11 protein-coding genes are annotated in these 25,790 nt (G+C 40.4%); 10 read left to right on the plus strand and 1 reads right to left on the minus strand.

The window, feature by feature from the left end:
• The first annotated feature begins 7 nt into the window (after window positions 1-7).
• The 7 genes from HF881_RS08840 to rfbB all read left to right on the plus strand — a co-directional run bounded on the left by HF881_RS08840 (window position 8) and on the right by rfbB (window position 7,509).
• Window positions 8-934: a glycosyltransferase family 2 protein gene (locus HF881_RS08840; protein ID WP_169447180.1), complete on the plus strand. Its 927-nt coding sequence runs from the start codon at window positions 8-10 to the stop codon at window positions 932-934.
• A 15-nt stretch (window positions 935-949) separates the two neighbouring features.
• Window positions 950-1,729, plus strand: a complete 780-nt coding sequence (locus tag HF881_RS08845) for a glycosyltransferase family A protein (RefSeq protein ID WP_169447181.1) — start codon at window positions 950-952, stop codon at window positions 1,727-1,729.
• Between the two features lie 41 nt (window positions 1,730-1,770).
• Window positions 1,771-2,592, plus strand: coding sequence for a LicD family protein (locus HF881_RS08850; RefSeq protein ID WP_169447182.1), 822 nt, complete (start codon window positions 1,771-1,773; stop codon window positions 2,590-2,592).
• 50 nt (window positions 2,593-2,642) lie between these two features.
• Window positions 2,643-4,100 (plus strand): flippase, encoded by a 1,458-nt coding sequence (locus tag HF881_RS08855; protein WP_169447183.1) that lies wholly within the window; start codon window positions 2,643-2,645, stop codon window positions 4,098-4,100.
• Window positions 4,101-4,986: 886 nt separating this feature from the next.
• Window positions 4,987-5,856: a glucose-1-phosphate thymidylyltransferase RfbA gene (rfbA, locus tag HF881_RS08860; protein ID WP_169447184.1), complete on the plus strand. Its 870-nt coding sequence runs from the start codon at window positions 4,987-4,989 to the stop codon at window positions 5,854-5,856.
• A complete protein-coding gene (locus HF881_RS08865; RefSeq protein ID WP_169447185.1) occupies window positions 5,857-6,453 on the plus strand; it encodes a dTDP-4-dehydrorhamnose 3,5-epimerase family protein in 597 nt (198 codons plus the stop codon). It abuts the gene before it with no gap.
• A 9-nt stretch (window positions 6,454-6,462) separates the two neighbouring features.
• Window positions 6,463-7,509, plus strand: a complete 1,047-nt coding sequence (rfbB, locus tag HF881_RS08870; RefSeq protein ID WP_169447186.1) for a dTDP-glucose 4,6-dehydratase — start codon at window positions 6,463-6,465, stop codon at window positions 7,507-7,509.
• Between the two features lie 60 nt (window positions 7,510-7,569).
• Here rfbB and rfbD read toward each other — a convergent pair whose 3' ends face one another.
• A complete protein-coding gene (gene rfbD / locus HF881_RS08875; protein ID WP_169447187.1) occupies window positions 7,570-8,424 on the minus strand; it encodes a dTDP-4-dehydrorhamnose reductase in 855 nt (284 codons plus the stop codon).
• Between the two features lie 245 nt (window positions 8,425-8,669).
• On the opposite strand from rfbD, the gene HF881_RS08880 reads away from it, so the two are divergent.
• The 3 genes from HF881_RS08880 to HF881_RS08890 all read left to right on the plus strand — a co-directional run.
• Window positions 8,670-10,652: a peptide ABC transporter substrate-binding protein gene (locus HF881_RS08880; protein WP_169447188.1), complete on the plus strand. Its 1,983-nt coding sequence runs from the start codon at window positions 8,670-8,672 to the stop codon at window positions 10,650-10,652.
• Between the two features lie 281 nt (window positions 10,653-10,933).
• Window positions 10,934-17,428 carry a SpGH101 family endo-alpha-N-acetylgalactosaminidase gene (locus tag HF881_RS08885; RefSeq protein WP_169447189.1) on the plus strand — a complete coding sequence of 2,165 codons (6,495 nt, stop codon included), beginning with the start codon at window positions 10,934-10,936 and terminating at the stop codon, window positions 17,426-17,428.
• 172 nt (window positions 17,429-17,600) lie between these two features.
• Window positions 17,601-25,790: SIALI-17 repeat-containing surface protein (locus HF881_RS08890; protein WP_169447190.1), on the plus strand; the 8,190-nt coding region annotated here is incomplete at its 3' end.

Genomic DNA, 25,790 nt, shown 5'->3' on the forward strand with positions numbered 1-25,790 from the left:
GGTATGAATGATGGTTAAGAGATTAGCAGTGCTCATGGCTACATACAATGGTGAAAAATATATTAAAGAGCAAATTGAAAGTATTCTAAAACAAGATATAAATCTTGATTTTACCCTAATCATTAGAGATGATGGGTCAACAGACAATACTCGAAATATAATTCGTGAATACGCTGATACTGGTAAACTTGTTTTTATTGAAGGTGAAAATAAGGGAGCTGCACAATGTTTTATCTCATTGCTACGTGATAATCCAGAATATGATTATTATGCTTTTTCAGATCAAGATGATATTTGGAACGAGGACAAATTACAACGAGGTATTAGAGCCATTTCTGAAATTAATGGCCCTGCTCTTTATTGTACTAACTGTGAGTTAGTGAACTCTAACCTTAATGATATTGGACGGAATACTCATAGGAAGAAACCGCACTATACACTTGAATCAGTTCTCTGTCTTGCAAGTTGTGCACAAGGTTGTACTTCTGTATTTAATAAGGAGCTAGCCTCAATTATACAGGATAATGATATTCCAGATGTTTTTATTATGCATGATTCGTTACTTACCTGCCTATGTGCATTGATAGGTGGTAAAATCATTTATGATGATATTCCATCAATGAAGTATAGAATGCATGACAATAATGTATTTGGTATGGTATCAGCTAAGCAAAATAAATTTAATGTTATTAGAAATCGTCTAAATGAGATAACAAAAAAGCGTAAGATCAGTATGTGTGATCAAGCAGCAAGTTTGTTGAAAGTTTATCGAAAGTATATAAGTTTAAAAAATCAAGATATTTGTAGGATGGTTATTGATTCTAAAACATCAATCAAAGCTAGAATTAAACTTGTCTTCAATAAAAATTTGCAACATGACACATTTAATAAAACAGTAACAAAAAAATTAGAGATATTATTTGGTAATGGCTAATAGAGGAGTTAAAACATGACATATCAACTTATTGTATCTACAATGAATCAACATGATGATAGTCTTATAGAGAAGATGAATATTAAATCTAATGCTATCATCATCAATCAATCTAACTCATTTTCTTATCATGAGACTATATTGGGAAATTCCACTATAAAATGGTATGAGTTCAATGAACGGGGTATTGGTTTAAGTCGAAATACAGGTTTAATGAGATCAGATGCTGATATCATTCAATTTGCTGATGATGATATGGTTTTCACAGATACTTATTATAAAGATGTTTTGTTGGAGTATCAGAAACACCCAGAGGCCGATGTTATTCTATTTTCGAATAAGTGTCTTAATGAAGATCGTATGCCTTATCAAGTTGATAACTTTGGACGTATAAATAGGCTTGAAGGTGTTAAATTTGGTGGAGCTAGGATTACAGCGAGGAGAGAAAAATTACTATACAATAACATAACATTCTCATTATTGTTTGGAGGAGGAGCAAGGTATGGAGCCGGGGAGGACGTAACGTTTATTCAAGACTGTCTAAAAGCAGGTTTACGAGTATATAAATCTCCCATTATTGTTTCTACTATGAAACAAGATTCATCTACATGGTTTAAAGGATACGATAGAAAATATTATAAAGATAAGGGTGCGTTACTGGCCGCTAATTTTCCTTTTATCAGCACAGCAGGAAGCTATATCCAAGCTTTCAAGAATAAGGGAGCAGAACATACATTTTTGGAGTTGCTGGGTTACTACAAGGAAGGGATTGATGAATTCAAAGGAAGTAAATAAATCAAATAGATTAGATATTTGTGATAAAGGAGTCATTGACTATGCCAATAGATATAATTTACAATACTGGAGAGACTGAGCTAGAGTTAAAAAATAGATACAACTATGACGGAAGTGAGCTAAGGAAAGCACAACTCCGTATGATTGAGATGCTTTCATTTTTGAATGATATCTGTAAGAAAAATAATATTACTTATTTTGTTGCTTTTGGAACCCTACTTGGTGCTGTAAGGCATGGAGGCTTTATTCCTTGGGATGATGATCTTGATATTTACATAAATGATAACGATTTAAAAAAACTTAGAAAAATTATTAATAACGGAAGTTATCCTTATGTTATTCAAGATTATTCTAGTGACAAAGGATTTGTGAGGTATTATAATGTACTTAGAGATTTAAAATCGGAGTATATAAAAGAAGAGTATCAACATAATCAACGAGAATATAGAGGAATACAAATTGATTTGTTTCCCTATGATTATGGTGTAATGGAATGGGGAGTACGTCTTGTTGGAAAGACATATGGTCTTAATGAAAAGCTTTTTTTGGGGAAAAATAGAGTATTAACATTCTTGATTTTTCATTTTACTAGAGGGATAATAATACCTTTCCTTAAAGTAGTTAGTAAATTTAAGGGAAGAAAAATAGTAGGACTTGGATATGAGACTGGGGATTCTGGATACTGCTATTATGTTAATGATGTGTTTCCTCTAAAAACAATAAATTTTGAGGGTTTAGTTGTTCCTTGTCCGAATCATCCTGAGGAAGTTTTAAAAATTGATTATGGATGCAATTATATGGAATTACCACCTAAAAATCAAAGAAATCATCACAAGGTGCTCAATATACACTTTTATGATTAGATATTTTTATTATAGAGGAGCTCTTTGAGTAAGAGATTGCCGGAGATGTTATGAAAAAGAATAAGATAGAGAAAAAAAGATCAGTGAAAAAAAATGCAATCTTGAGTGTAATAAAACAGTTGTTTTCGATTATTTTTCCAATGATTACATTTCCATATGCAACTAGAATTCTTGGAGTTGAGAATTATGGGAAATATACATTTAGTGTATCTATCGTAAACTACATCTCGTATATTGCAGCGGCAGGTATTTTACGATATGCTGTGCGCGAATGTGCAAGAGTAAGAGATGATAAAAAAAAATTGCATAGATTAGTCAACGAAATATATACAATAAATATATCGACTACTATAGTTGCCTACCTCATTCTATTTGCATTGCTGGCATTTGTTCCAATGTTAAGAGAATACGTTCTTTGGATAATGTTAATAAGTCTATCTGTCTTGTTTACAACAATAGGTACGGATTGGATTAATAGTGCTTTTGAAGATTATTTTTTTATAACGATAAGATATATTCTAAGTCAAATGGTTGCTCTTTCTCTTTTGTTTCTGTTGGTTAGAAATCAAGATGATATTACTCAATACGTCATTGTAAGTATTTTTGGAGGAATTTTGGCAAATATTTTAAATGTTTTGCATATTAGAAGAACTTTAAAAATAGTACCTCGCTTGATATATTCAAAGCAATTACTTAATCATATTAAACCAATTTTATATCTATTTGGATCTACGATTGCCACTGTTATTTATATAAACTCGGATGTAACACTTTTACGTATTTATGCAGATGATGCTTCTGTAGGCTACTATGGCGTGTCAACTCAATTTTATCAATTGGTTAAACAATTGATAAATGCTGCTTTTATTGTTATTATACCAAGAATTTCAAATGAGCTGGCTAAGGATAAATCCTTAGCTTATAGTCGATATAATAAAATTCTCACGGTTACTATATTAGTAATGATTCCATGTGCCACAGGCCTATTTATGATAAGAAATAATTTGATACTGCTATTCTCAGGTGAGGAGTATCTAAAAGCTACCTCTTCTTTAGCAATTTTAGCAGTTTCATTAATTCCAGCAATGACAGCAAATTTTTTTATTAATATAGTTATGATTCCATTGGGAATGGAAAAGAAAGTTATGATTGCTACTATTACTAGCGGCATAGTAAATATTGGGTTGAATTTTGTTTTAATTCCCATCTTCGCTGAAAATGCTGCTGCTTTTACAACATTGATTGCAGAAATTTCTATGATATTAATTGCTATGTTTTATTGTCGTAGTATGAAATTTCGTAGTGTTATTAAGGCGATTGTTACGGGAATAGTGGGAGCTGGAACTATTGTTTTAGTATGTTTTTTATTAAATAGTATTATAAGTAATTATTTTGCTAACATTGTGCTATGTATCACCATAAGTAGTATGTTCTATGGTGTAGTAATTTTAATTTTTTATCGTGAAAAAGTCATGAGTATCATAAGAGATATGTTAATAAGTAGATGACTAAATAAAACAGACTATCAAAATCATGACTATGTTAGAAAAATTGAAGAAAAACTGTTAAAAAGATTGTGATTAATACAGACCGGAGCAGATATATGCAACAGAGTTCATTCGTCAATGAACATTGAACTTTTTAATATTTTGAAGATATAGATAATTGTCTTTAGATAGTAATTTTGAAAGACATTTTTTCAAAAATTTTACAAATAGTAGTTTTCACTTTACCATTAATTAATATCACTAATACTTACCAATGTATTGTTCGTAAATGCCAAGTAAAAGATGTGTGTCATGGTGGCAGTGATTTTTATAGAATTAGTAAGTCACGGTATAGAATTGACAATGAGTGGAATGAGATTATATTGAAAGTAATTACTTATGGTACAGTGTTTTGCTTTATTATGATCAATCAGCTTGCTTAAACGAGCTTGAAGACTATTTGGTGTTTTTTTCTAAAGACGAGTCTAATTTGAACTAAAAAATAAGATAAGTTACTTTAACTATGAGCATAGAAAAAGTTTTGCAGAGGCTATTCGATATGTTATTCTTGCTATTCCAGAAACAAGCTGGAGACAAAAAAGAGGTGATGTTAAGGAACATGATATTGACATCTTTGTTATTTGAGATGATTGGGAGGGTAAATTGTTCATCTTAGAGAAGAAGATTTAGAAGTAGTCTATTTGTCACGAACAAAAAAAACTCAACGACGAAAATAAAACGAAATTTAATTTATCAGAGTAAAATTTGGTAAAAAGTAACTTTTATTTTCGCAACAAAGCTTTATAACTGATGTTAGAGGCTAGCTAAAAATTGTCCAAATGCTTAGATTATAAGCTATAAAAACACAACAAATCAAAACGTTATGATAAAGAAAGGTTATTCCATTATGAAAGGTATTATTCTTGCGGGTGGTTCAGGTACCCGATTGTACCCACTTACTCGAGCTGCGTCAAAACAGCTGATGCCAGTTTATGATAAACCCATGATTTACTATCCTTTGTCAACCTTGATGTTGGCTGGAATTAAGGACATTTTGATTATTTCAACGCCCCAGGATTTGCCCCGTTTTAAGGACTTGCTCTTGGATGGTTCCGAATTTGGAATCAAGCTTTCCTATGCGGAACAGCCTAGTCCTGATGGACTTGCTCAAGCCTTTATCATTGGGGATGATTTTATTGGAGATGACAATGTAGCGCTGATTCTTGGGGATAATATTTACCATGGACCAGGTCTGAGTAAAATACTCCAAAATGCTGCTGCTAAGGAAAAAGGTGCGACTGTCTTTGGCTACCATGTCAAGGATCCAGAACGCTTTGGTGTTGTAGAATTTGATGAAAATATGAATGCTATCTCCATCGAAGAAAAACCAGAACAGCCGCGCTCTAACTATGCAGTGACAGGACTGTATTTCTATGATAACGATGTTGTCGAAATTGCCAAGAGTATCAAACCAAGTCCTCGAGGAGAATTAGAAATCACAGATGTCAACAAGGCTTACTTGGATCGTGGTGATTTGTCTGTTGAGCTTATGGGACGTGGTTTTGCTTGGTTGGATACAGGAACTCACGAAAGTCTCTTAGAAGCAGCTCAATATATCGAAACGGTTCAACGTATGCAGAACGTGCAAGTGGCAAATCTGGAAGAAATTGCTTATCGTATGGGCTATATCAGTAAAGAGCAAGTGCATGAATTGGCGCAGCCGTTGAAGAAGAATGAATACGGACAATACTTGCTCCGTTTGATTGGAGAAATTTAGATGACAGATAATTTTTTTGGAAAAACACTTGCAGTGCGTAAGATTGATGCAATTCCAGGTTTGTTAGAGTTTGACATTCCAGTTCATGGAGACAATCGTGGCTGGTTTAAGGAAAATTTCCAGAAGGAAAAGATGGTTCCACTTGGCTTTCCTGAAAGCTTCTTTGCTGAAGGGAAACTGCAAAATAACGTCAGCTTTTCTCGCAAAAATGTTCTTCGAGGCCTCCATGCTGAGCCTTGGGACAAGTACATCTCTGTTGCAGATAATGGGAAGGTTCTAGGATCATGGGTTGATTTGCGTGAGGGTGAAACTTTTGGGAATGTTTACCAGACAGAGATTGACGCTAGTAAGGGAATCTTTGTCCCTCGTGGCGTAGCCAATGGATTTCAAGTCCTATCTGATACAGTTTCTTATAGCTATCTGGTTAATGACTATTGGGCGCTTGAACTCAAACCGAAGTATGCCTTTGTTAACTACTCTGACCCAGAATTAGGAATTGAGTGGGAAAATCTGGAAGAAGCAGAGGTATCTGAAGCGGACAAACATCATCCCCTACTTAAGGACGTGAAGCCTTTGAAAAAAGAAGATTTGGAATAAGGAAATAATATGACTAAATATAAAAACATCATCGTGACAGGTGGGGCTGGTTTTATTGGCTCTAACTTTGTCCACTATGTTTACAATAACTTTCCAGATGTGCATGTGACAGTGCTGGACAAGCTGACTTATGCAGGTAATCGTGCCAATATTGAAGAAATTTTAGGCGACCGTGTTAAGTTAGTCGTTGGAGATATTGCTGATGCAGCCTTGGTAGATAAGCTAGCAGCTGAAGCGGATGCCATTGTACACTATGCGGCAGAAAGCCACAATGACAACTCGCTCAATGATCCGAGTCCCTTTATCCATACCAACTTCATCGGAACTTATACACTTTTGGAAGCAGCTCGTAAATACGATCTTCGTTTCCACCATGTGTCGACTGACGAAGTCTATGGGGATCTGCCGCTGCGTGAAGATTTACCAGGTCATGGGGAAGGACCAGGTGAGAAATTTACGGCTGAAACCAAGTACAATCCAAGCTCGCCTTACTCATCGACTAAGGCGGCCTCAGATTTGATTGTCAAAGCTTGGGTGCGCTCATTTGGCGTCAAAGCTACTATTTCCAACTGTTCCAACAACTATGGTCCTTACCAGCATATTGAGAAGTTCATTCCACGACAAATCACCAATATCTTGAGCGGTATCAAGCCAAAACTTTATGGTGAAGGTAAGAATGTTCGTGACTGGATTCACACCAATGACCATTCATCAGGTGTTTGGACGATTCTGACCAAAGGCCAAATCGGTGAAACCTACTTGATTGGTGCGGATGGTGAGAAGAACAATAAAGAAGTGCTGGAACTCATTCTCAAGGAAATGGGACAGCCAGCTGACGCTTATGATCATGTGACCGACCGTGCTGGCCACGACTTGCGTTATGCTATTGATGCCAGCAAACTTCGTGATGAGCTAGGATGGAAGCCAGAGTTCACCAACTTTGAAGCAGGTCTCAAAGAGACTATCAAGTGGTACACGGATAACCAAGACTGGTGGAGATCAGAAAAAGAAGCAGTAGAGGCTAACTATGCTAAAACGCAACAAGTGATTAAATAATTAGATACTAAAAAGCAAGAGAATTCAAGGTCTCTTGCTTTTTATGTGTGTCGTAATCTTTTATTTTCTTACTTCTTGTTTATAAAACTCTTTAAGGGCATCTTGCCAGGTTGGAATCACGAATCCTGTCGCCTTTGCTTTTGCCAAGCTCATGGTTGAGTTGAGTGGACGTTTGGCCTTGGCAGGAAACTTGCTAGAGTCTACTGGCACTACCTCAACATCACTGCCTTTAAGAATTTCAACAGCAAAGTTATACCAAGTGGTATCTTCAGTGGAGTCATTTGATAAGTGGTAGTAGCCAAATTCTTTTTGATTTTCAGTCAAGTAAGTCATGAATTCGGCCAAGGTACGTGTCCAAGTTGGGCGACCGTGTTGGTCGTCGACAACAGTGAGAGTTTTATGGGTTTTAGCAAGATTTTGCATGGTAAAGACAAAGTTTTTGCCATAATTTCCAAAGACCCAAGCAGTGCGGATAATGTAATGCTGTGACGTAAGGCTTTCAACAAGCTCTTCACCCATTCGCTTGGTACGTCCGTACTCTGTCTGCGGATCAGGTAGGTCATCAACTTCCCATTCTTGTCCGACGGGTTTCTTTCCATCAAAGACATAGTCTGTCGAGATATAGACGAGAGTAGCTCCGTATCTCTCAGAGGCCTTGGCTACATTTTCAGTTCCAGTTACGTTTATGGCAAAATCCAGTTCTTTCCCCTCGTCTTCAGCTGCATCAACAGCAGTATAGGCTGCGCAATGATAGACTAAAGTTGGCTTAACCTCAGCAAATACTTTTTCAACCATTTCAGAATTAGTGATATCCATTTCGGCCACATCCACCGCAACATAGTCCACATTTCTTTCATCTAGCAGATAACGTAGTTCTGTACCGAGTTGACCATTTGCACCTGTAATTAAGATCATATCTTTCTCCTTGATTGTTCTTATACTTAATTATAGCAAAAATATAGAAAAATTGGTTTTTAGTGAAACTTTTTTCGGTATAAACTTTGTTAGTAAAGCCCAAGAGAAACGAATAATTATTACTTTAGAATATCCTTGAAACTATTTTTCAGAATATACCAAACTAACACAAAAATTCTGAAAATTCTGTTGACATCTTTCTGAAAAGGTTCTATAATAGATAGAAAGTTTTAAAGGAGAAAATGATGAAAAGTTCAAAACTATTTGCTCTTGCGGGTGTAACCTTATTGGCGGCTACTACTTTAGCTGCATGCTCTGGATCAGGTTCGAGCGCTAAAGGAGAGAAGACATTCTCATATATCTATGAAACAGACCCAGATAATCTCAACTACTTAACAACTGGTAAGGCTGCAACTGCTGACATTACTAGTAATGTGATTGATGGATTGCTTGAAAATGACCGCTATGGTAACTTTGTGCCATCTATGGCTGAGGATTGGTCTGTATCCAAGGATGGATTGACTTACACTTATACTATCCGTAAGGATGCAAAATGGTATACTTCTGAAGGTGAAGAATACGCGGCAGTCAAAGCTCAAGACTTTGTAACAGGACTTAAATATGCTGCTGATAAAAAATCTGATGGTCTTTATTTAGTTCAAGAATCGATCAAAGGATTGGACGCCTATGTAAAAGGGGAAATCAAAGATTTCTCACAAGTAGGAATTAAGGCTCTGGATGATCAGACAGTTCAGTACACTTTGAACAAACCAGAAAGCTTCTGGAATTCTAAGACAACGATGGGTGTAATGGCACCAGTTAATGAAGAGTTCTTAAACTCTAAAGGGGATGATTTCGCTAAAGGAACAGATCCAAGTAGCATCCTATACAATGGACCATTCTTGCTCAAATCTATCGTAGCTAAATCTTCTGTTGAGTTTGAAAAAAATCCAAGCTACTGGGATAAGGACAATGTTCATCTTGATAAGGTTAAATTATCATTCTGGGATGGTCAAGATACCAACAAACCGACTGAAGCTTTCAAAGATGGCAGCTTTACAATGGCCCGTCTCTTCCCAACAAGCGCTAGCTACCCAGAGACTGAAAAAGCATTTAAAGATAATATTGTTTACACACAACAAGATTCTACTACTTATTTAGTAGGTACTAATATTGATCGCCAGTCTTATAAGTATACTTCTAAGACAACGGATGAAGAAAAAACATCAACCAAGAAAGCTCTTCTAAACAAAGATTTCCGTCAAGCTCTTGCCTTTGGTTTTGATAGAACCGCCTATGCCTCTCAAGTAAACGGTGCAAGTGGTGCGACTAAACTGCTTCGTAACTTGTTTGTCCCACCTACATTTGTTCAAGCAGATGGCAAAAACTTTGGTGAGTTGGTCAAAGAAAAATTGGTGACTTATGGAGACGAGTGGAAGGATGTAAATTTAGCTGATGCCCAAGATGGACTCTATAACGCAGATAAGGCCAAAGCAGAATTTGCCAAAGCTAAGACAGCTCTTCAAGCAGAAGGTGTGAAATTCCCAATCCACTTGGATATGCCAGTAGACCAAACAAACACGACGAAAGTCCAACGTGTTCAATCCTTCAAACAATCGCTTGAAGCTACTCTAGGGTCAGAGAACGTCGTTGTCGATATCCAACAACTTCAAAAAGATGATGTCTTGAATATCACTTACTTTGCTGAAACTGCAGCTGGAGAAGACTGGGATATCTCAGATAACGTGGGATGGTCTCCAGACTTTGCAGACCCATCTACTTACCTTGATATCATCAAGCCATCTGTCGGAGAAAATACAAAGACTTACCTAGGATTTGACTCTGGAACAAACAACGCTGCGGCTAAGCAGGTTGGTTTGGAAGATTATGAAAAGATGGTTGTGGAAGCTGGGGAAGAAACTACTGACGTTTCAAAACGTTATGAGAAATATGCTGCTGCCCAAGCTTGGTTGACAGATAGTGCCTTGATCATCCCAACAACTTCTAAAACTGGTCGTCCAATGTTGTCTAAGATGGTACCATTTACGCTTCCGTTTGCATACTCTGGTAACAAGGGTACGAGCGAAGCCCTCTTGTATAAATACCTTGATGTACAAGATAAACCAGTGACAGCAGAAGAATATCAAAAAGCCCAAGAAAAATGGATGAAAGAAAAAGAAGAGTCAAATAAAAAGGCTCAAGAAGATCTTGTAAAACATGTGAAATAACTGTTGTAAAATATAAGAAAGGATTTAGTATTTCTCTTGAATGCTGAATCCTTTTTTACATTTGTAAAGAAAGATTCTAAATTTGGAGCCTATTTTCTCAGAATAGAGAAAATTTTCGTTAATTTTACTTGTTTCCTATTGCTTTCTCAGCCATTATTTGTTATATTAAAAGCGTAATTATTTTTATTTATCAGGGTTAAGCATTGCACTTTCAGAGGAAGGAGTATTTTTTAAAAAAAGAATGTAAACGCTTACTCAAAAATGAAAGGATTTAGGAGTTCATGGATAAACGATTTTTTGAAAAACGCTGTAAATTTAGTATTCGGAAATTTTCATTAGGTGTTGCTTCTGTTATGATTGGGGCTGCATTCTTTGGGACAAGTACAGTTCTTGCAGATAGCGTGCAGTCTGGCTCCACAGCGAATTTACCAGCGGATCTAGCTGCTGCTCTTGCAACAGCAAAAGAGAATGATGGGCGTGATTTTGAAGCGCCAAAGGCGGGAGAAGACCAAGGGTCTCCAGAAGTTACGGATGGACCTAAGACAGAAGAAGAACTATTAGCACTTGAAAAAGAAAAACCAGCTAGTTCAGATAAGTTACCAGAAGGCTTAGAGGGCAAATTAGATAAGGCTGAAGATAAAGGGAAAGAAGTTGACAAGGATCAATTAGCTAAAGATACTGAGAATCTCGTTCCAGAAGATGTAGCTAAAACCAAGAATGGTGAATTAAACTACGGAGCAACTGTCAAAATCAAGACACCATCAGGTGAAGGTAGTGGGATTGTCATTGGCGAAAATCTTGTTTTAACTGTTTCACATAACTTTATAAAAGACGTTCCAGATGGCAATAATCGCAAGGTAGTTGACAATGATAATGGTGATGGAGATATCTATAGCATTTCCTATCCAGGACTACCAGATGTTAAATTTAGTAAAAAAGACATTATTCATTGGGATCGTGAAGGTTTCCTAAAAGGCTACAAGAATGATTTGGCTCTTGTTCGCTTGCGAACTGTTCTGGAAAATACGCCTGTTGAAGTAACCAAAAAGCCAGTAGTTAAGAAAATCGGAGATAAGCTCCATGTCTTTGGTTATCCAGAAGGGAAATTGAATCCGATTGTCAATACTACAGTTGATTTTGCAGAACCATATGGAGAAGGTGTCCAAGGAATCGGTTATCAAGGAGGGAAACCGGGTGCTAGTGGCGGTGGTATCTTTGATACAGAAGGCAAACTAGTCGGTGTTCATCAAAATGGAGTTGTTGGCCAACGGAGTGGTGGTATTCTCTTCTCACCTGCTCAATTGAAATGGATCCAAGATCACATGAAGGGAATTTCAAGTGTCAAACCTGCAGACTTGGAAGAGAAAGAAAAACCAGCCGAAGACAAACCAAAAGAGGACAAACCTGCAGCTGCTAAACCTGAAACACCTGAAAAAGTAACAGCTGAATGGCAAACAGTAGCGAAAAAAGAACAACAGGGAACAGTTACGGTTCGTGAAGAAAAAGGTGTCCGCTACAATCAATTGTCTTCAACTGCACAGAACGACAATGGCGATAAACCAGCCTTGTTTGAAAAACAAGGATTGACAGTTGATGCTAATGGAAATGCGACGGTTGATTTAACCTTCAAAGATGATTCTGAAAAGGGCAAATCACGCTTTGGTGTCTTCTTGAAATTTAAAGATACCAAGAACAATGTTTTTGTTGGTTATGACAAAGATGGCTGGTTCTGGGAGTATAAATCTCCAACCGATAGCACCTGGTATAGAGGTAGTCGTGTCGCTGCACCTGAAACAGGATCAACCAACCGTCTATCAATTAGCCTTAAGTCAGATGGGCAACTCAATGCAACGAATAATGATGTGAAGCTCTTTGATACAGTAACTCTACCAGCTGCGGTCAATGACCATCTTAAAAATGAGAAGAAGATTCTTCTCAAGGCAGGCTCCTATGGCGATGAGCGAACAGTTGTTAGCGTTAAAACGGATAACCAAGAGGGGGTAAAAACAGAGGATACTCCTGCTGAAAAAGAAACAGGTCCTGAAGTTGATGATAGCAAGGTGACTTATGACACGATCCAGTCTAAGGTCCTCAAAGCAGTGATTGACCAAGCCTTCCCACGTATTAAAGAATACAGCTTGAACGGGCATACCTTACCAGGACAAGTTCAACAATTCAATAAAGTATTTATCAACAAGCACGAAGTCACCCCTGAAGTTACTTACAAAAAAATCAATGAGACAACTGCAGAATACTTGATGAAGCTTCGCGATGATGCTAACCTTATCAATGCGGAAATGACAGTTCGTCTGCAAGTTGTGGATAATCAATTGCACTTTGATGTGACCAAGATTGTCAACCATAATCAAGTTACCCCAGGTCAAAAGATTGATGATGAAAGAAAACTGCTTTCTTCCATTAGTTTCCTTGGCAATGCTTTAGTCTCTGTTTCTAGTGATCAAGCTGGTGCTAAGTTTGATGGGGCAACCATGTCAAATAATACCCATGTCAGCGGAGATGATCATATTGATGTAACCAATCCAATGAAAGACCTAGCCAAGGGTTACATGTATGGATTTGTTTCTACAGATAAGCTTGCTGCAGGTGTTTGGAGTAACTCTCAAAACAGCTACGGTGGAGGTTCTTATGACTGGACCCGCTTGACAGCCTACAAAGAAACAGTCGGAAATGCCAACTATGTCGGAATTCATAGTTCTGAATGGCAATGGGAAAAAGCTTATAAGGGCATTGTCTTCCCAGAGTATACCAAGGAACTTCCAAGTGCCAAGGTTGTTATCACTGAAGATGCTAATGCAGACAATAAAGTGGATTGGCAAGATGGAGCTATTGCTTATCGTAGCATCATGAACAACCCTCAAGGTTGGGAAAAAGTCAAGGATATCACAGCTTATCGTATCGCGATGAACTTTGGTTCTCAAGCACAGAACCCATTCCTCATGACTTTGGATGGTATCAAGAAAATCAATCTTCACACAGATGGTCTAGGACAAGGTGTTCTCCTTAAAGGTTATGGTAGTGAAGGTCATGACTCTGGTCACTTGAACTATGCTGATATTGGTAAACGTATTGGTGGTGTTGAAGACTTCAAGACCTTGATTGCGAAAGCGAAGAAATATGGAGCTCATCTAGGTATCCACGTTAACGCTTCTGAAACCTATCCAGAGTCTAAATACTTCAATGAAAAAATCCTTCGTAAGAATCCAGATGGTAGCTACAGCTACGGTTGGAACTGGCTAGATCAAGGTATCAACATTGATGCTGCTTATGACTTGGCGCATGGACGCTTGGCTCGCTGGGAAGATTTGAAGAAAAAACTTGGTGACGGTCTCGACTTTATCTATGTGGACGTTTGGGGCAATGGTCAATCAGGTGATAACGGTGCCTGGGCTACCCACGTTCTTGCAAAAGAAATCAACAAGCAAGGTTGGCGCTTTGCAATCGAGTGGGGCCATGGTGGTGAGTACGACTCTACCTTCCATCACTGGGCTGCTGACTTGACCTACGGTGGTTACACCAATAAAGGTATCAACAGTGCCATCACCCGCTTTATCCGTAACCACCAAAAAGATGCTTGGGTAGGAGACTACAGAAGTTACGGTGGTGCAGCCGACTATCCACTTCTAGGTGGCTACAGCATGAAAGACTTTGAAGGCTGGCAAGGACGAAGTGATTACAATGGCTATGTAACCAACTTGTTTGCCCATGACTTGATGACCAAGTATTTCCAACACTTCACTGTAAGCAAATGGGAAAATGGTACACCAGTTACCATGACCGATAATGGTAGCACCTATAAATGGACTCCAGAAATGAGAGTGGAATTGGTAGATGCTGACAACAATAAAGTGGTTGTGACTCGTAAGTCAAATGATGTCAATAGCCCACAATATCGCGAACGTACAGTAACTCTCAACGGACGTGTGATCCAAGATGGTTCAGCTTACTTGACTCCTTGGAACTGGGATGCAAATGGTAAGAAACTTCCTGCTGATAAGGAAAAGATGTACTACTTCAATACGCAAGCTGGCGCAACAACTTGGACACTTCCGAGTGATTGGGCAAATAGCAAGGTTTACCTTTACAAGCTAACTGACCAAGGTAAGACAGAAGAGCAAGAACTAACTGTAAAAGATGGCAAGATTACCCTAGACCTTCTAGCAAATCAACCATACGTTCTCTACCGTTCAAAACAAACCAATCCTGAAATGTCATGGAGCGAAGGCATGCACATCTATGACCAAGGATTTAACAGTGGAACCTTGAAACATTGGACCATTTCAGGCGATGCTTCTAAGGCGGAAATTGTCAAATCACAAGGCGCAAATGAAATGCTTCGTATTCAAGGAAACAAAGAAAAAGTTAGTCTCACTCAGAAATTAACTGGCTTGAAACCAAATACCAAGTATGCCGTTTATGTCGGTGTCGATAACCGTAGTAATGCCAAGGCAAGCATCACTGTGAATACTGGTGAAAAAGAAGTGACTACCTATACCAATAAGTCTCTCGCGCTCAACTATGTTAAGGCCTACGCCCATAATACACGTCGTGACAATGCTACAGTTGACAATACAAGTTACTTCCAAAACATGTATGCCTTCTTTACAACTGGATCAGACGTCTCAAATGTTACTCTTACTTTGAGTCGCGAAGCTGGTGATGAAGCAACTTACTTTGATGAAATTCGTACCTTTGAAAACAATTCAAGCATGTACGGAGAAAACCATGATACAGGTAAAGGCACCTTCAAACAAGACTTTGAAAATGTTGCTCAGGGTATCTTCCCATTCGTAGTGGGCGGTGTCGAAGGTGTTGAAGACAACCGCACTCACTTGTCTGAAAAGCATGATCCATATACACAACGTGGTTGGAACGGTAAGAAAGTTGATGATGTTATCGATGGAAATTGGTCACTCAAGACCAATGGACTGGTTAGCCGTCGTAACTTGGTTTACCAAACTATCCCACAAAACTTCCGCTTTGAAGCTGGTAAGACCTACCGTGTAACCTTTGAATACGAAGCAGGTTCTGACAATACCTACGCCTTTGTAGTTGGTAAGGGAGAATTCCAATCTGGCAGCCGTAGTACGAAAGCAAGCAACATGGAAATGCATGAATTGCCAAATACCTGGACAGATTCTAAGAAAGCCAAGAAGGCAACCTTCCTCGTGACTGGTGCAGAAACAGGCGATACTTGGGTAGGTATCTACTCAACTGGAAATGCAAGCAATACTCGTGGTGATTCTGGTGGAAATGCCAACTTCCGTGGTTATAATGACTTCATGATGGATAATCTTCAAATCGAAGAAATTACCCTAACAGGTAAGATGTTAACAGAAAATGCTCTGAAGAACTACTTGCCAACGGTTGCCATGACCAACTACACGAAAGAGTCTATGGATGCTCTGAAAGAGGCGGTCTTTAACCTCAGTCAGGCAGATGATGATATCAGTGTCGAAGAAGCGCGTGCAGAGATTGCCAAGATTGAGGCTTTGAAGAATGCTTTGGTTCAGAAGAAGACCGCCTTGGTAGCAGAAGACTTTGAAAGTTTGGATGCGCCTGCTCAAGCTGGTGAAGGCTTGGGAAATGCCTTTGATGGTAATGCATCTAGCCTATGGCATACATCTTGGGATGGAGGAGATGTAGGCAAGCCTGCAACTATGGTCTTGAAAGAGCCTACTGAAATTACAGGACTTCGTTATGTACCACGTGGTTCAGGTTCAAACGGTAACTTGAGAGATGTGAAACTCGTCGTAACAGATGAGTCTGGCAAGGAGCACACTTTCACTGCGATGGACTGGCCTGATAACAATAAGCCAAAAGACATTAACTTTGGTAAGACAATCAAGGCTAAGAAAATCGTCCTTACGGGAACAAAGACTTACGGAGACGGTGGAGATAAATACCAATCTGCAGCGGAACTCATCTTTACCCGTCCACAGGTAGCAGAAACACCGCTTGACTTGTCAGGATATGAAGCAGCTTTAGCTAAGGCTCAAAAATTGACAGACAAAGAAAATCAAGAGGAAGTGGCTGGAGTTCAGGCGAGCATGAAATATGCGACGGATAACCATCTCTTGACGGAAAGAATGGTCGAGTTCTTCGCAGATTATCTCAATCAATTAAAAGATTCTGCTACGAAACCAGACGCTCCTACAAGTAGCAAGGGTGAAGAGCAACCTCCAGTTCTTGAAGTCCCTGAATTCAAAGGCGGCGTCAATGCAGCAGAAGCAGCTGTTCATGAAGTCCCTGAGTTCAAGGGCGGCGTTAATGCGGTTGAAGCAGCTGTACATGAAGTCCCTGAGTTCAAGGGTGGCGTTAATGCGGTTGAAGCAGCTGTACATGAAGTCCCTGAGTTCAAGGGCGGCGTTAATGCGGTTGAAGCAGCTGTTCATGACCTACCTGAGTTCATGGGAGGAGTCAATGCAGTTGAAGCCTTGGTACACGAATTGCCAGAATACAAAGGTGGAGCCAATGGAGTTGAGGCAGCCGTACATGAAAAACCAGAGTACACAGGCCCACTAGGTACAGCAGGTGATGAACCAGCACCAACTGTTGAGAAACCAGAGTATAAGTTGACACCAGCTCCACTAGTTGATACAAAGACATCAGAAATCAAAGATACTCTGAAAAATGAAGAAAGCAAAAGGACACTCCCAGAAACAGGAGAAGACCAGTCTGATACAGCCCTCTTCCTAGCAGGAATCAGCCTAGCATTGTCAGCCGCCCTCTTTGCTATTAACAGTAAAAAAGAATAGATATTTATTTATTCCACAACTATATTGTTTGGATAAGTGACTTGGACTTCTATGGGAGTCAGAGTCGGAAAATGAATCAAACACCTGGAGAGGACCTCTTGGTTCTCTCCTTTTTAAAAGGAGAAATGATAACGCTTACTAGCGTAAGCGGATGAAAGGAAATAGGAGAAATATGGACAAACACTTTTTTGAGAAACGCTGTCATTATAGTATCCGCAAATTTGCAATTGGTGCAGCCTCAGTTATGATTGGTGCTAGTATCTTTGGAGCCAATATGGTTCAGGCAGCAGAAACAGCAGCACCTTCAGAGACAGAGGGAAGTATCACTCATGTTCAAGCTCTGGATAAGTTACCAGATGATTTAGCCGCTGCGCTTGAAAAGGCGGATGCAGAAGCTGCAACAGAAGGAAATCAAGAGGGTAGCCAGGCAACCGAAGAAGGAACAAAACCTAAAGAGACAGGAAAAACAACATCAACAACGACTCCTTCAGTTCCAAAAACATCTGAAATTCCTAAAGAAGAAGTGCAACCAGCAGAAACAAATACTCCTGCTACTAAACCAACTAATCAAGAAGTAGAAGAACGTCCAGATCTCAATCACTTAGAGGGAACTACTGCTTCAGCAAACAACCATGAGACTGGTACCAACTTTACTGCAGATAAGGCTATTGATGGAGATGAAAATACTCGTTGGGCAACGGACAGAGATGTACCAAAACCAACCTTCGAATTAACTCTTCCAAAAACTACCCTCATCAAGCATGTGGAAATTGACTGGGATCGTCGTCTTCGCAATGGGCAAAATGACCCAAATATCAAATCTTGGAGTCTCTACTACGCAGGTCAAGAAGACGTGGGCGCTAATGGAGAAAAACAATGGAAACTCGCTCATACCAAGACTGGAGATCCTGTTTTAGATGAGAAAGTAGACCTAGCTGAAAGTATCAAAGCGAAGTACCTCAAATTGGAGGTCAATGATTACCAAGCTGGTACAATGGGCTGGAGAAACGTTGGAATCCAAGAAATTCGAGCTTATTCAAATATTCCAGACCATAGTAAAGTAACGGATATCCGCCAAGTTGATCAGTTGGATGTGGCTGAAGATGGCAAGTCTCTTGTCCTACCAAGTTTGCCGGGTCAGGTTAGTCTGATTGGCAGTAACAAGCAGGGTGTGATTGACCTTCAAAATCGCATCTACCAACCTCTGACAGATCAACGTGTCAAGGTTACGGTCCAACAAATCAAAGACAGTCATACCTTTATCAAAGAGTTTGAAGTAGTCATCAAGGGGCTACATCAGGACGAAGGTGTGGGTGTGAAACCAAAAGTAGCACCAGCTGTTCAACAATGGTATGGGAAAGAAGGCCAATCTTCTATCACTTCAGATACAGTTCTTGCGACAGGTGATTCAGGTTTTGATCAGGCTGCAACCTTCTACCAGTCAGACCTTGCAAGCCGTGGATTGGAACTTGCGACAGGTGACAAGCAAGCACAAAAACGAATTGAATTTAAAAAGGTTGAAAACAAAGGTTATGGCAAGGAAGGCTACGGCATCACTATCCAAGATGATGTGATTACCATCGAAGCTGCAACAAACACAGGTGCCTTCTACGCCACTCGTACGCTCCTTCAGATGGGAGAAAAGGATCTGCAAAACGGTGAAATTCGAGACTTCCCAAGTTTCAGTCATCGTGGCTTTATGCTGGATACAGGTCGTAAATTTATCCCTTATGACACCCTTGTAGATATCATGCTCAACATGGCTTACTACAAGATGAACGACTTGCAGTTGCACTTGAATGATAACTATATCTTCCTTAAGGAACACTTGGCAGGTAAGAATTTAACCCCAGAAGAACAACTCAAGTATGTACTTGAACATGCCAAGACTGGTTTCCGTGTGGAGACAGATATTGTCGGTAAGAATGGTCAAAAATTGACATCAGATGAGCATTATACTAAGGAAGAAATGCAAAATCTGATTAAATTGGCCAAGGCTCTTCATATCAACCTAGTACCAGAAATTGATACACCAGGACACGCACTTTCATTTGTCAAGGTTCGTCCAGACCTCATGTATCAAGGAAGTCTTAGTGATTATGCAGGCAAGCATAATGTCGAACGAGTTGCCATGCTAGACTTGGATAACAAGTACGATGAAACGCTGGCTTTTGTCAAATCCGTCTATGACAAACTCCTCGATGGTCCAGATGCACCACTTCATGGGGTATCCACTGTTCATATCGGAACGGATGAATACTACGGAAGTCGAGAAAGCTATCGTCGTTATGTCAATGATTTGATTCAATATATAAAATCTAAGGGCTATACACCACGTATCTGGGGCTCGCTCAGTGCGAAACGTGGAAACACTCCTGTTGATTGGAACGGAGTAGAAGTTGATATTTGGAGTATTCACTGGCAACGTCCTAATGAAGCCATTGCTCAAGGAGCTAAGATTATCAATATCACGGATGTGCCGACATATAGTGTCCCAAGTGGAAGTAATAGTCAAGCAGCCTACGGGGATTATGCTAACTATGAGCGCCAATACAATAGCTGGACACCAAACGACTTCCGAACAGGTGGAGGTCCGCTTCTTGAATCGTCTCATCCAAGTATTATCGGAGGAGGTCATGCGGTTTGGAATGACAATATCGACCTTCATGAGACAGGCTTGACCTCTTATGATATCTTTAAACGCTTCTTCAAGAGCATGCAAACCACTGCGGAGCGCACTTGGGGATCTGACCGTGCGGCTACGACCTTTGCAGAACGTACCCTACCAACTAGTCCTTATGCGCCACAGTCTAACCCTGAAAAAGCAATTGCTTCAGAGGAACTATTCAACATCACTCCAGATAAGGTGAAAGAATATGCAACGAAGAAAGTAACTGCAACAGAAAATGGATTGGCTTTTGAGAAAGACAGCAGCATCGAAGGCTTAGCAGGTGATGTTGGTCCAAGTCATGTCTTGAAGTTTGATGTAACTATCACTGGAGACGGTGAACAAACCTTCTCAACAAGTGGGGACAACCGTATCTATCTAGCTGATAAAGATGGCTACCTCGCTTATCAATTTGAACAGTTCCATATCCAATTCAAGAAAAAACTTGAAAAGAACAAACGCTATCAAATCTCTATCGTGACTAAGCCACAATCAACAGAAGTCTATGTGGATGGTGAAAAAATTGAGCGTATCGCGGATCCTGCGCATCCACGTTTGGCTCATACAAGCTTGGTATTGCCACTTGAAAGTATCGGTGGCTTCAAGGGAATCTTGCACAGCGCTGAGTTGACTGATAAGCCTTTTGTAAATCCTCGTTTGATTGCAAATGACAAATTCACTGCTACTGCAAGTAGCCAAGAATTGCCAGGAACAGCGACTGAAGGAGCTGTTGAGAAAGCCTTTGACAATGATCCAAATACCTTCTGGCATACTAAGTGGACTGGTGACACTGCGCCATACACCCTTACTATGACCTTGAAAGAAGCAGAAAAAGTCAATGGCTTGACTTATCTCCCACGTCCAGGTGGTGGAAATGGTGTCGTTACTCGCTACGAAATCTACGCACAAAAAGATGGCCAAATGGTCAAGGTTTCAGAAGGAAACTGGGACAACAATGCCCAAGAAAAAACAGTCAACTTTGCGGCGGTACATACCAACAAGATTGAGTTGAAAATCTTGGAAGGCGTTGGTGGTTTTGCAAGTGCGGCGGAAGTTCATCTATTGAAACCTGCCAAAGAAGGACAAGAAACACCTGAACCAAGCCAGCCTCAACCACCAATTACTCCTGAAAAACCAAAAGTAGACCAAACCGGTGATGGAACAGTTGAATTGGCGGATCAATTCACTGCAAGTAAACCAGCTAGCGAAGACAGCATTGCAGCTGCTAGCAAGAGCGCAGACTATCTCAAGAAAGAGTACAAGGTCTTCCCAACGCCACAAAAAGTAACCTATGGCGAAGGTGTTACAGCCCTTCGTAAGCAAGTCAATCTGGTCATGGGCGATCAACTCGACATCTATACTCGCAATCGCTTGAAGAGTGTCTTGCAGGATAATCAAGTATCTTATACAACTGGTAAATCTGCAGTTGCTGGTGCAACCAATATCTATCTTGGAGTACATGGACAAGGTTCACAAGCAGAACAAAACTTGTCCAAGGTTTCAGCCGGTCTCTTTGACAAGATTGATGCCTATGTTTTGAGCATCAAGGATAACTCGATTTCCATCGTCGGAAAAGACACAGATGCGGTCTTCTATGGTTTGACAACCTTGAAACACATGCTCAAGGAAAGCCAAGTACCAGTCCTTCGTAATGTGACAGTAGAAGATTACGCAGAGCTCAAGAATCGTGGTTTCATCGAAGGTTACTATGGAAATCCATGGTCGAATGCCGATCGTGCAGAGCTCATGCGTTATGGTGGCGATTTGAAATTGAACCAATACTTCTTTGCACCAAAAGATGATCCATACCATAACAAGAAATGGCGTGAACTCTATCCAGAAGAAAAACTAGCTGAAATCCGTGAACTTGCTCGTGTCGGAAATCAAAGTAAAACCCGCTATGTCTGGACTATCCATCCATTCATGAACAACCGCATCCGCTTTGGCAATGAAGCGCATTACCAAGAAGATTTGGCAACCATCAAGGCTAAATTTACCCAGTTGATGAAAGTGGGTGTCCGTGAATTTGGTATCCTAGCAGATGATGCACCAAGTCCAGTCGGAGGTTACAATAGCTACAATCGCTTGATGCAAGATATGACCAAGTGGTTGACTGAAATGCAGGGAACTTACAGCGGTCTTCGTAAAGAAATGATCTTTGTTCCTGGCCAGTATTGGGGTAATGGACGTGAGGATGAGTTGAAATCCCTCAATGAAAATCTCCCAAGTTCAACATCCATGACCTTGACGGGTGGTAAGATTTGGGGTGAAGTCTCTGAAAGCTTCCTTTCAACTCTTAAAAATAATCTATCCGCAGGTGGCAAGACCTATCGCCCCGTTTCACTTTGGATTAACTGGCCAGTAACAGATAACTCTAAACAACACTTGATTCTAGGTGGTGGTGAGAAATTCCTTCATCCAAATGTGGATCCAAGCTTGCTGTCTGGTATCATGTTGAATCCAATGCAACAGTCTGAACCATCTAAGATTGCCCTTTTTGCAGGAGCTCAATACTCATGGAAACAGTGGAAATCAGAAGAAGAAGCTAAGAAAATCAATGATATTGCCTTCAACTTTGTAGAAAATGGTCATTTTGAAGATAGCAAGGTATCAGCAGCCTTCCGCGAACTTGGTAAGCACATGATCAACCAAAACATGGATAATCGTGTCGTCAAACTAGAAGAATCTGTAGACTTGGCTCCAAAATTAACAGACTTCATGACCAAACTCAAAGCAGGTCAGGATGTGACTGCTGAACGTGCAGCCTTGCGTGCAGAATTTACCAAGATTAAAGAAGCAGCTGAGCTCTATAAAGCATCAGGCGATAAAAAGATGGTTGCCCAAATCCACTATTGGTTGGATAATGCAATCGATCAAATGAATGCTCTCGATGCCTTCCTTACAGGAACTGAAGCCATGGCTACAAACGATGCAGCCAAACTTTGGGATAGCTACTATAAAGGTTTGAAGTTCTACGAACAGTCTCAAACTCACACCTTCCATTATGTAGACCATATGGAAAAGGCTGAATTGGGTGTTCAACATATTCGTCCATTTATCCTATCCTTGAAGGAAGTTCTAGCGTCTGAAGTTCAAAAAGTCTTGCATCCAGATCAAATCATCAGTACCTTTATCACCAATCGAACAGATGTAGAGGGTGGCTTGGCAGAAGTAACGGACGGCGATTTGGCAACTCATGCGATTATTAAATCACCAAATAGCATCAAGACAGGTGATTATATTGGTATGAAGTTCAACAAGCCGGTAGCGATTCAAACTTTGACTTTTGCTATGGGAACGCAGGCAAATCCACGTGATACCTTTAGTAAGGCAGAAGTACAGTATCAAGATGAAAATGACAACTGGGTAACCTTGAAAGAGCCAAGCTATGTCGGAAATGAATCCCTTCTTAAGTTTGAAAATCTCAATATCAAGGCCAAGGCAGTTCGCATGATTGCGACAGCAGACCGTGAAAATACTTGGTTTGCAGTTCAGGAAATTGCAGTCAACCGGCCAGTTGAAAAAGCTCGTAGCCAACAAGCAACGACAGTTAGTCTTAGCCCAAACTTAGTTTACAAACTAAATACCTCAGCTCGTCAAATCACTGATGGCAAGGACAATACAGAAGTCATGATGGCAAATGCTGACGGTAGCAATACAACTCCAGTAGATGCCTGGGCACAGCTTGACCTCGGTGAAGTCAAGTCAGTCACTAAAGTTCGTCTTCGCCAAGGAACGGGTGATAAACTTGCAGCAGGTGTACTTGAGTACTCTACAGATGGAATTGCATGGCAAGAGTTGGATCGCCTATCAGGAGAACAAACCAAGGAAGTGACCAGAGCTATCAATGCTCGTTACATCCGAGTACGCAATACCAAGGCCCTCGACCTCTGGTGGCGTATCCAAGACTTCTCTGTTGAGACACGCTCTGGAAGCAGTGAGTTAACGGACACCAACGTCGATGCCTTGAAGGAAACGCCAGTAGTGGATAGCTTGGGACGTTATGAACTTCAAATTCCAGCTGGAACCAAACTTCCTGCAAATAGCTATCTAGGTATGAAGCTTGACCGTATCCATCAGGTCAAGAGCATCCAGTTCCAAGGTCAGGCCAACCCTGCTCTTAGCCTAGAGTATTCTGCAAATGCGCAAGAATGGACGCCAGCTAGCCAGTTGAAAGACAGATCTGTGGCAACCCACTTAGTACGTTATGTGCGTCTGGTCAACAAAACAGATCAGGAACAAGCTGTGACAGCCACTTCTCTTCTTGTGACGACCAAAGAAGTGCAACCAACAAAATTGGAATCAACTTCAATGGGAATTCACCCAGCATACGGCAGCAATGATGTTCGTAAACTGAACAACCTAGATCAATTGTTTGACGGTGTTTACAACAACTTCGTTGAGTTTTCAGACTATGCCCATAAAGATGGCCACGTGACCTTGAAACTTGGTAGCGAACGCACTATCAAGAAGATTAGAGCCTACATCCAAGACGGAACTCAAAACTACCTTCGTGATGGTAAGATCCAAGTCAGCCAAGACGGTAAAACTTGGACAGATGTTGTGACAGTAGGAGATGGTGTGGCCAATAGCCAACACGATGATTCATTGACAGATGGTTGGACACATGATTCTAAGATGCCAGGAAATCGTTACATCGAAGGTGAATTGACGACACCAGTCAAAGCTAACTATCTCCGTGTTCTCTATACTGCAGACTATGATGCTCGTTTTGTAGGCTTTACAGAATTGGTTATCAACGATGGTGAATTTGTCAAACCAATCAATGATCCAACAGTAGAAGGAAACGGTGGAGAAAGCCAAGGCAACCTCTACAACAATCTTGTAGACGGCAAAGTCTTGACCAGCTATAAGTCTGAAAAAGACAAGGGAGAATTGGTGTATCACTTGTCTGAGCCAACTAATGCCAACCATCTTCGTCTTGTCTCTAGTCTTCCTGAAGGAGCGAAAGCACGCATTCTTGCTAGAACACTCAAGGATGGTCAAGACAGCTGGGCAGACCTCGGTGCCATTACATCTAGTCTCCAAACCTTCGCTATCCGAAATGGTGGCTCTCTTCTAGACGTCAAATTAGTCTGGGAAGGTGGCAAGGCTGAGTTTTATGAATTGGCAAGCTTCCATCAAGAATTAACAGAAGAATCGGTTCAATCAAGTAAGGGTGAAGAACAACCACCAGTTCTGGAGGTTCCTGAATTCACAGGTGGTGTCAATGCGGTTGAAGCGGCAGTGCATGAGGTACCAGAATACACAGGCCCACTTGGAACAGCCGGAGACCAAGCGGCACCGACAGTTGAGAAACCAGAGTTTACAGGTGGTGTGAACGCGGTAGAAGCAGCAGTAGATGAAGTACCAGAGTACACAGGTCCGCTTGGAACAGTAGGAGATCAGCCAGCACCGACAGTTGAGAAACCAGAGTTTACAGGTGGTGTGAACGCGGTAGAAGCAGCAGTACATGAAGTACCAGAGTACACAGGTTCACTTAGTACAGTAGGAGATCAGCCAGCACCGATAGTTGAGAAACCAGAGTTTACAGGTGGTGTGAACGCGGTAGAAGCAGCAGTAGATGAAGTACCAGAGTACACAGGTTCACTTAGTACAGTAGGAGATCAGCCAGCACCGATAGTTGAGAAACCAGAGTTTACAGGTGGTGTGAACGCGGTAGAAGCAGCAGTA

Source organism: Streptococcus sp. WB01_FAA12 (assembly GCF_012843315.1).
Taxonomy (GTDB): domain Bacteria; phylum Bacillota; class Bacilli; order Lactobacillales; family Streptococcaceae; genus Streptococcus.

Excerpts from the sequence above, each read along its gene's own strand:
- HF881_RS08840 (WP_169447180.1), top strand. The coding sequence starts at position 8 with ATGATGGTTAAGAGATTAGCAGTGCTCATGGCTACATACAATGGTGAA.
- HF881_RS08845 (WP_169447181.1), top strand. The coding sequence starts at position 950 with ATGACATATCAACTTATTGTATCTACAATGAATCAACATGATGATAGT.
- HF881_RS08850 (WP_169447182.1), top strand. The coding sequence starts at position 1,771 with ATGCCAATAGATATAATTTACAATACTGGAGAGACTGAGCTAGAGTTA.
- HF881_RS08855 (WP_169447183.1), top strand. The coding sequence starts at position 2,643 with ATGAAAAAGAATAAGATAGAGAAAAAAAGATCAGTGAAAAAAAATGCA.
- rfbA (WP_169447184.1), top strand. The coding sequence starts at position 4,987 with ATGAAAGGTATTATTCTTGCGGGTGGTTCAGGTACCCGATTGTACCCA.
- HF881_RS08865 (WP_169447185.1), top strand. The coding sequence starts at position 5,857 with ATGACAGATAATTTTTTTGGAAAAACACTTGCAGTGCGTAAGATTGAT.
- rfbB (WP_169447186.1), top strand. The coding sequence starts at position 6,463 with ATGACTAAATATAAAAACATCATCGTGACAGGTGGGGCTGGTTTTATT.
- rfbD (WP_169447187.1), bottom strand. The coding sequence starts at position 8,424 with ATGATCTTAATTACAGGTGCAAATGGTCAACTCGGTACAGAACTACGT.
- HF881_RS08880 (WP_169447188.1), top strand. The coding sequence starts at position 8,670 with ATGAAAAGTTCAAAACTATTTGCTCTTGCGGGTGTAACCTTATTGGCG.
- HF881_RS08885 (WP_169447189.1), top strand. The coding sequence starts at position 10,934 with ATGGATAAACGATTTTTTGAAAAACGCTGTAAATTTAGTATTCGGAAA.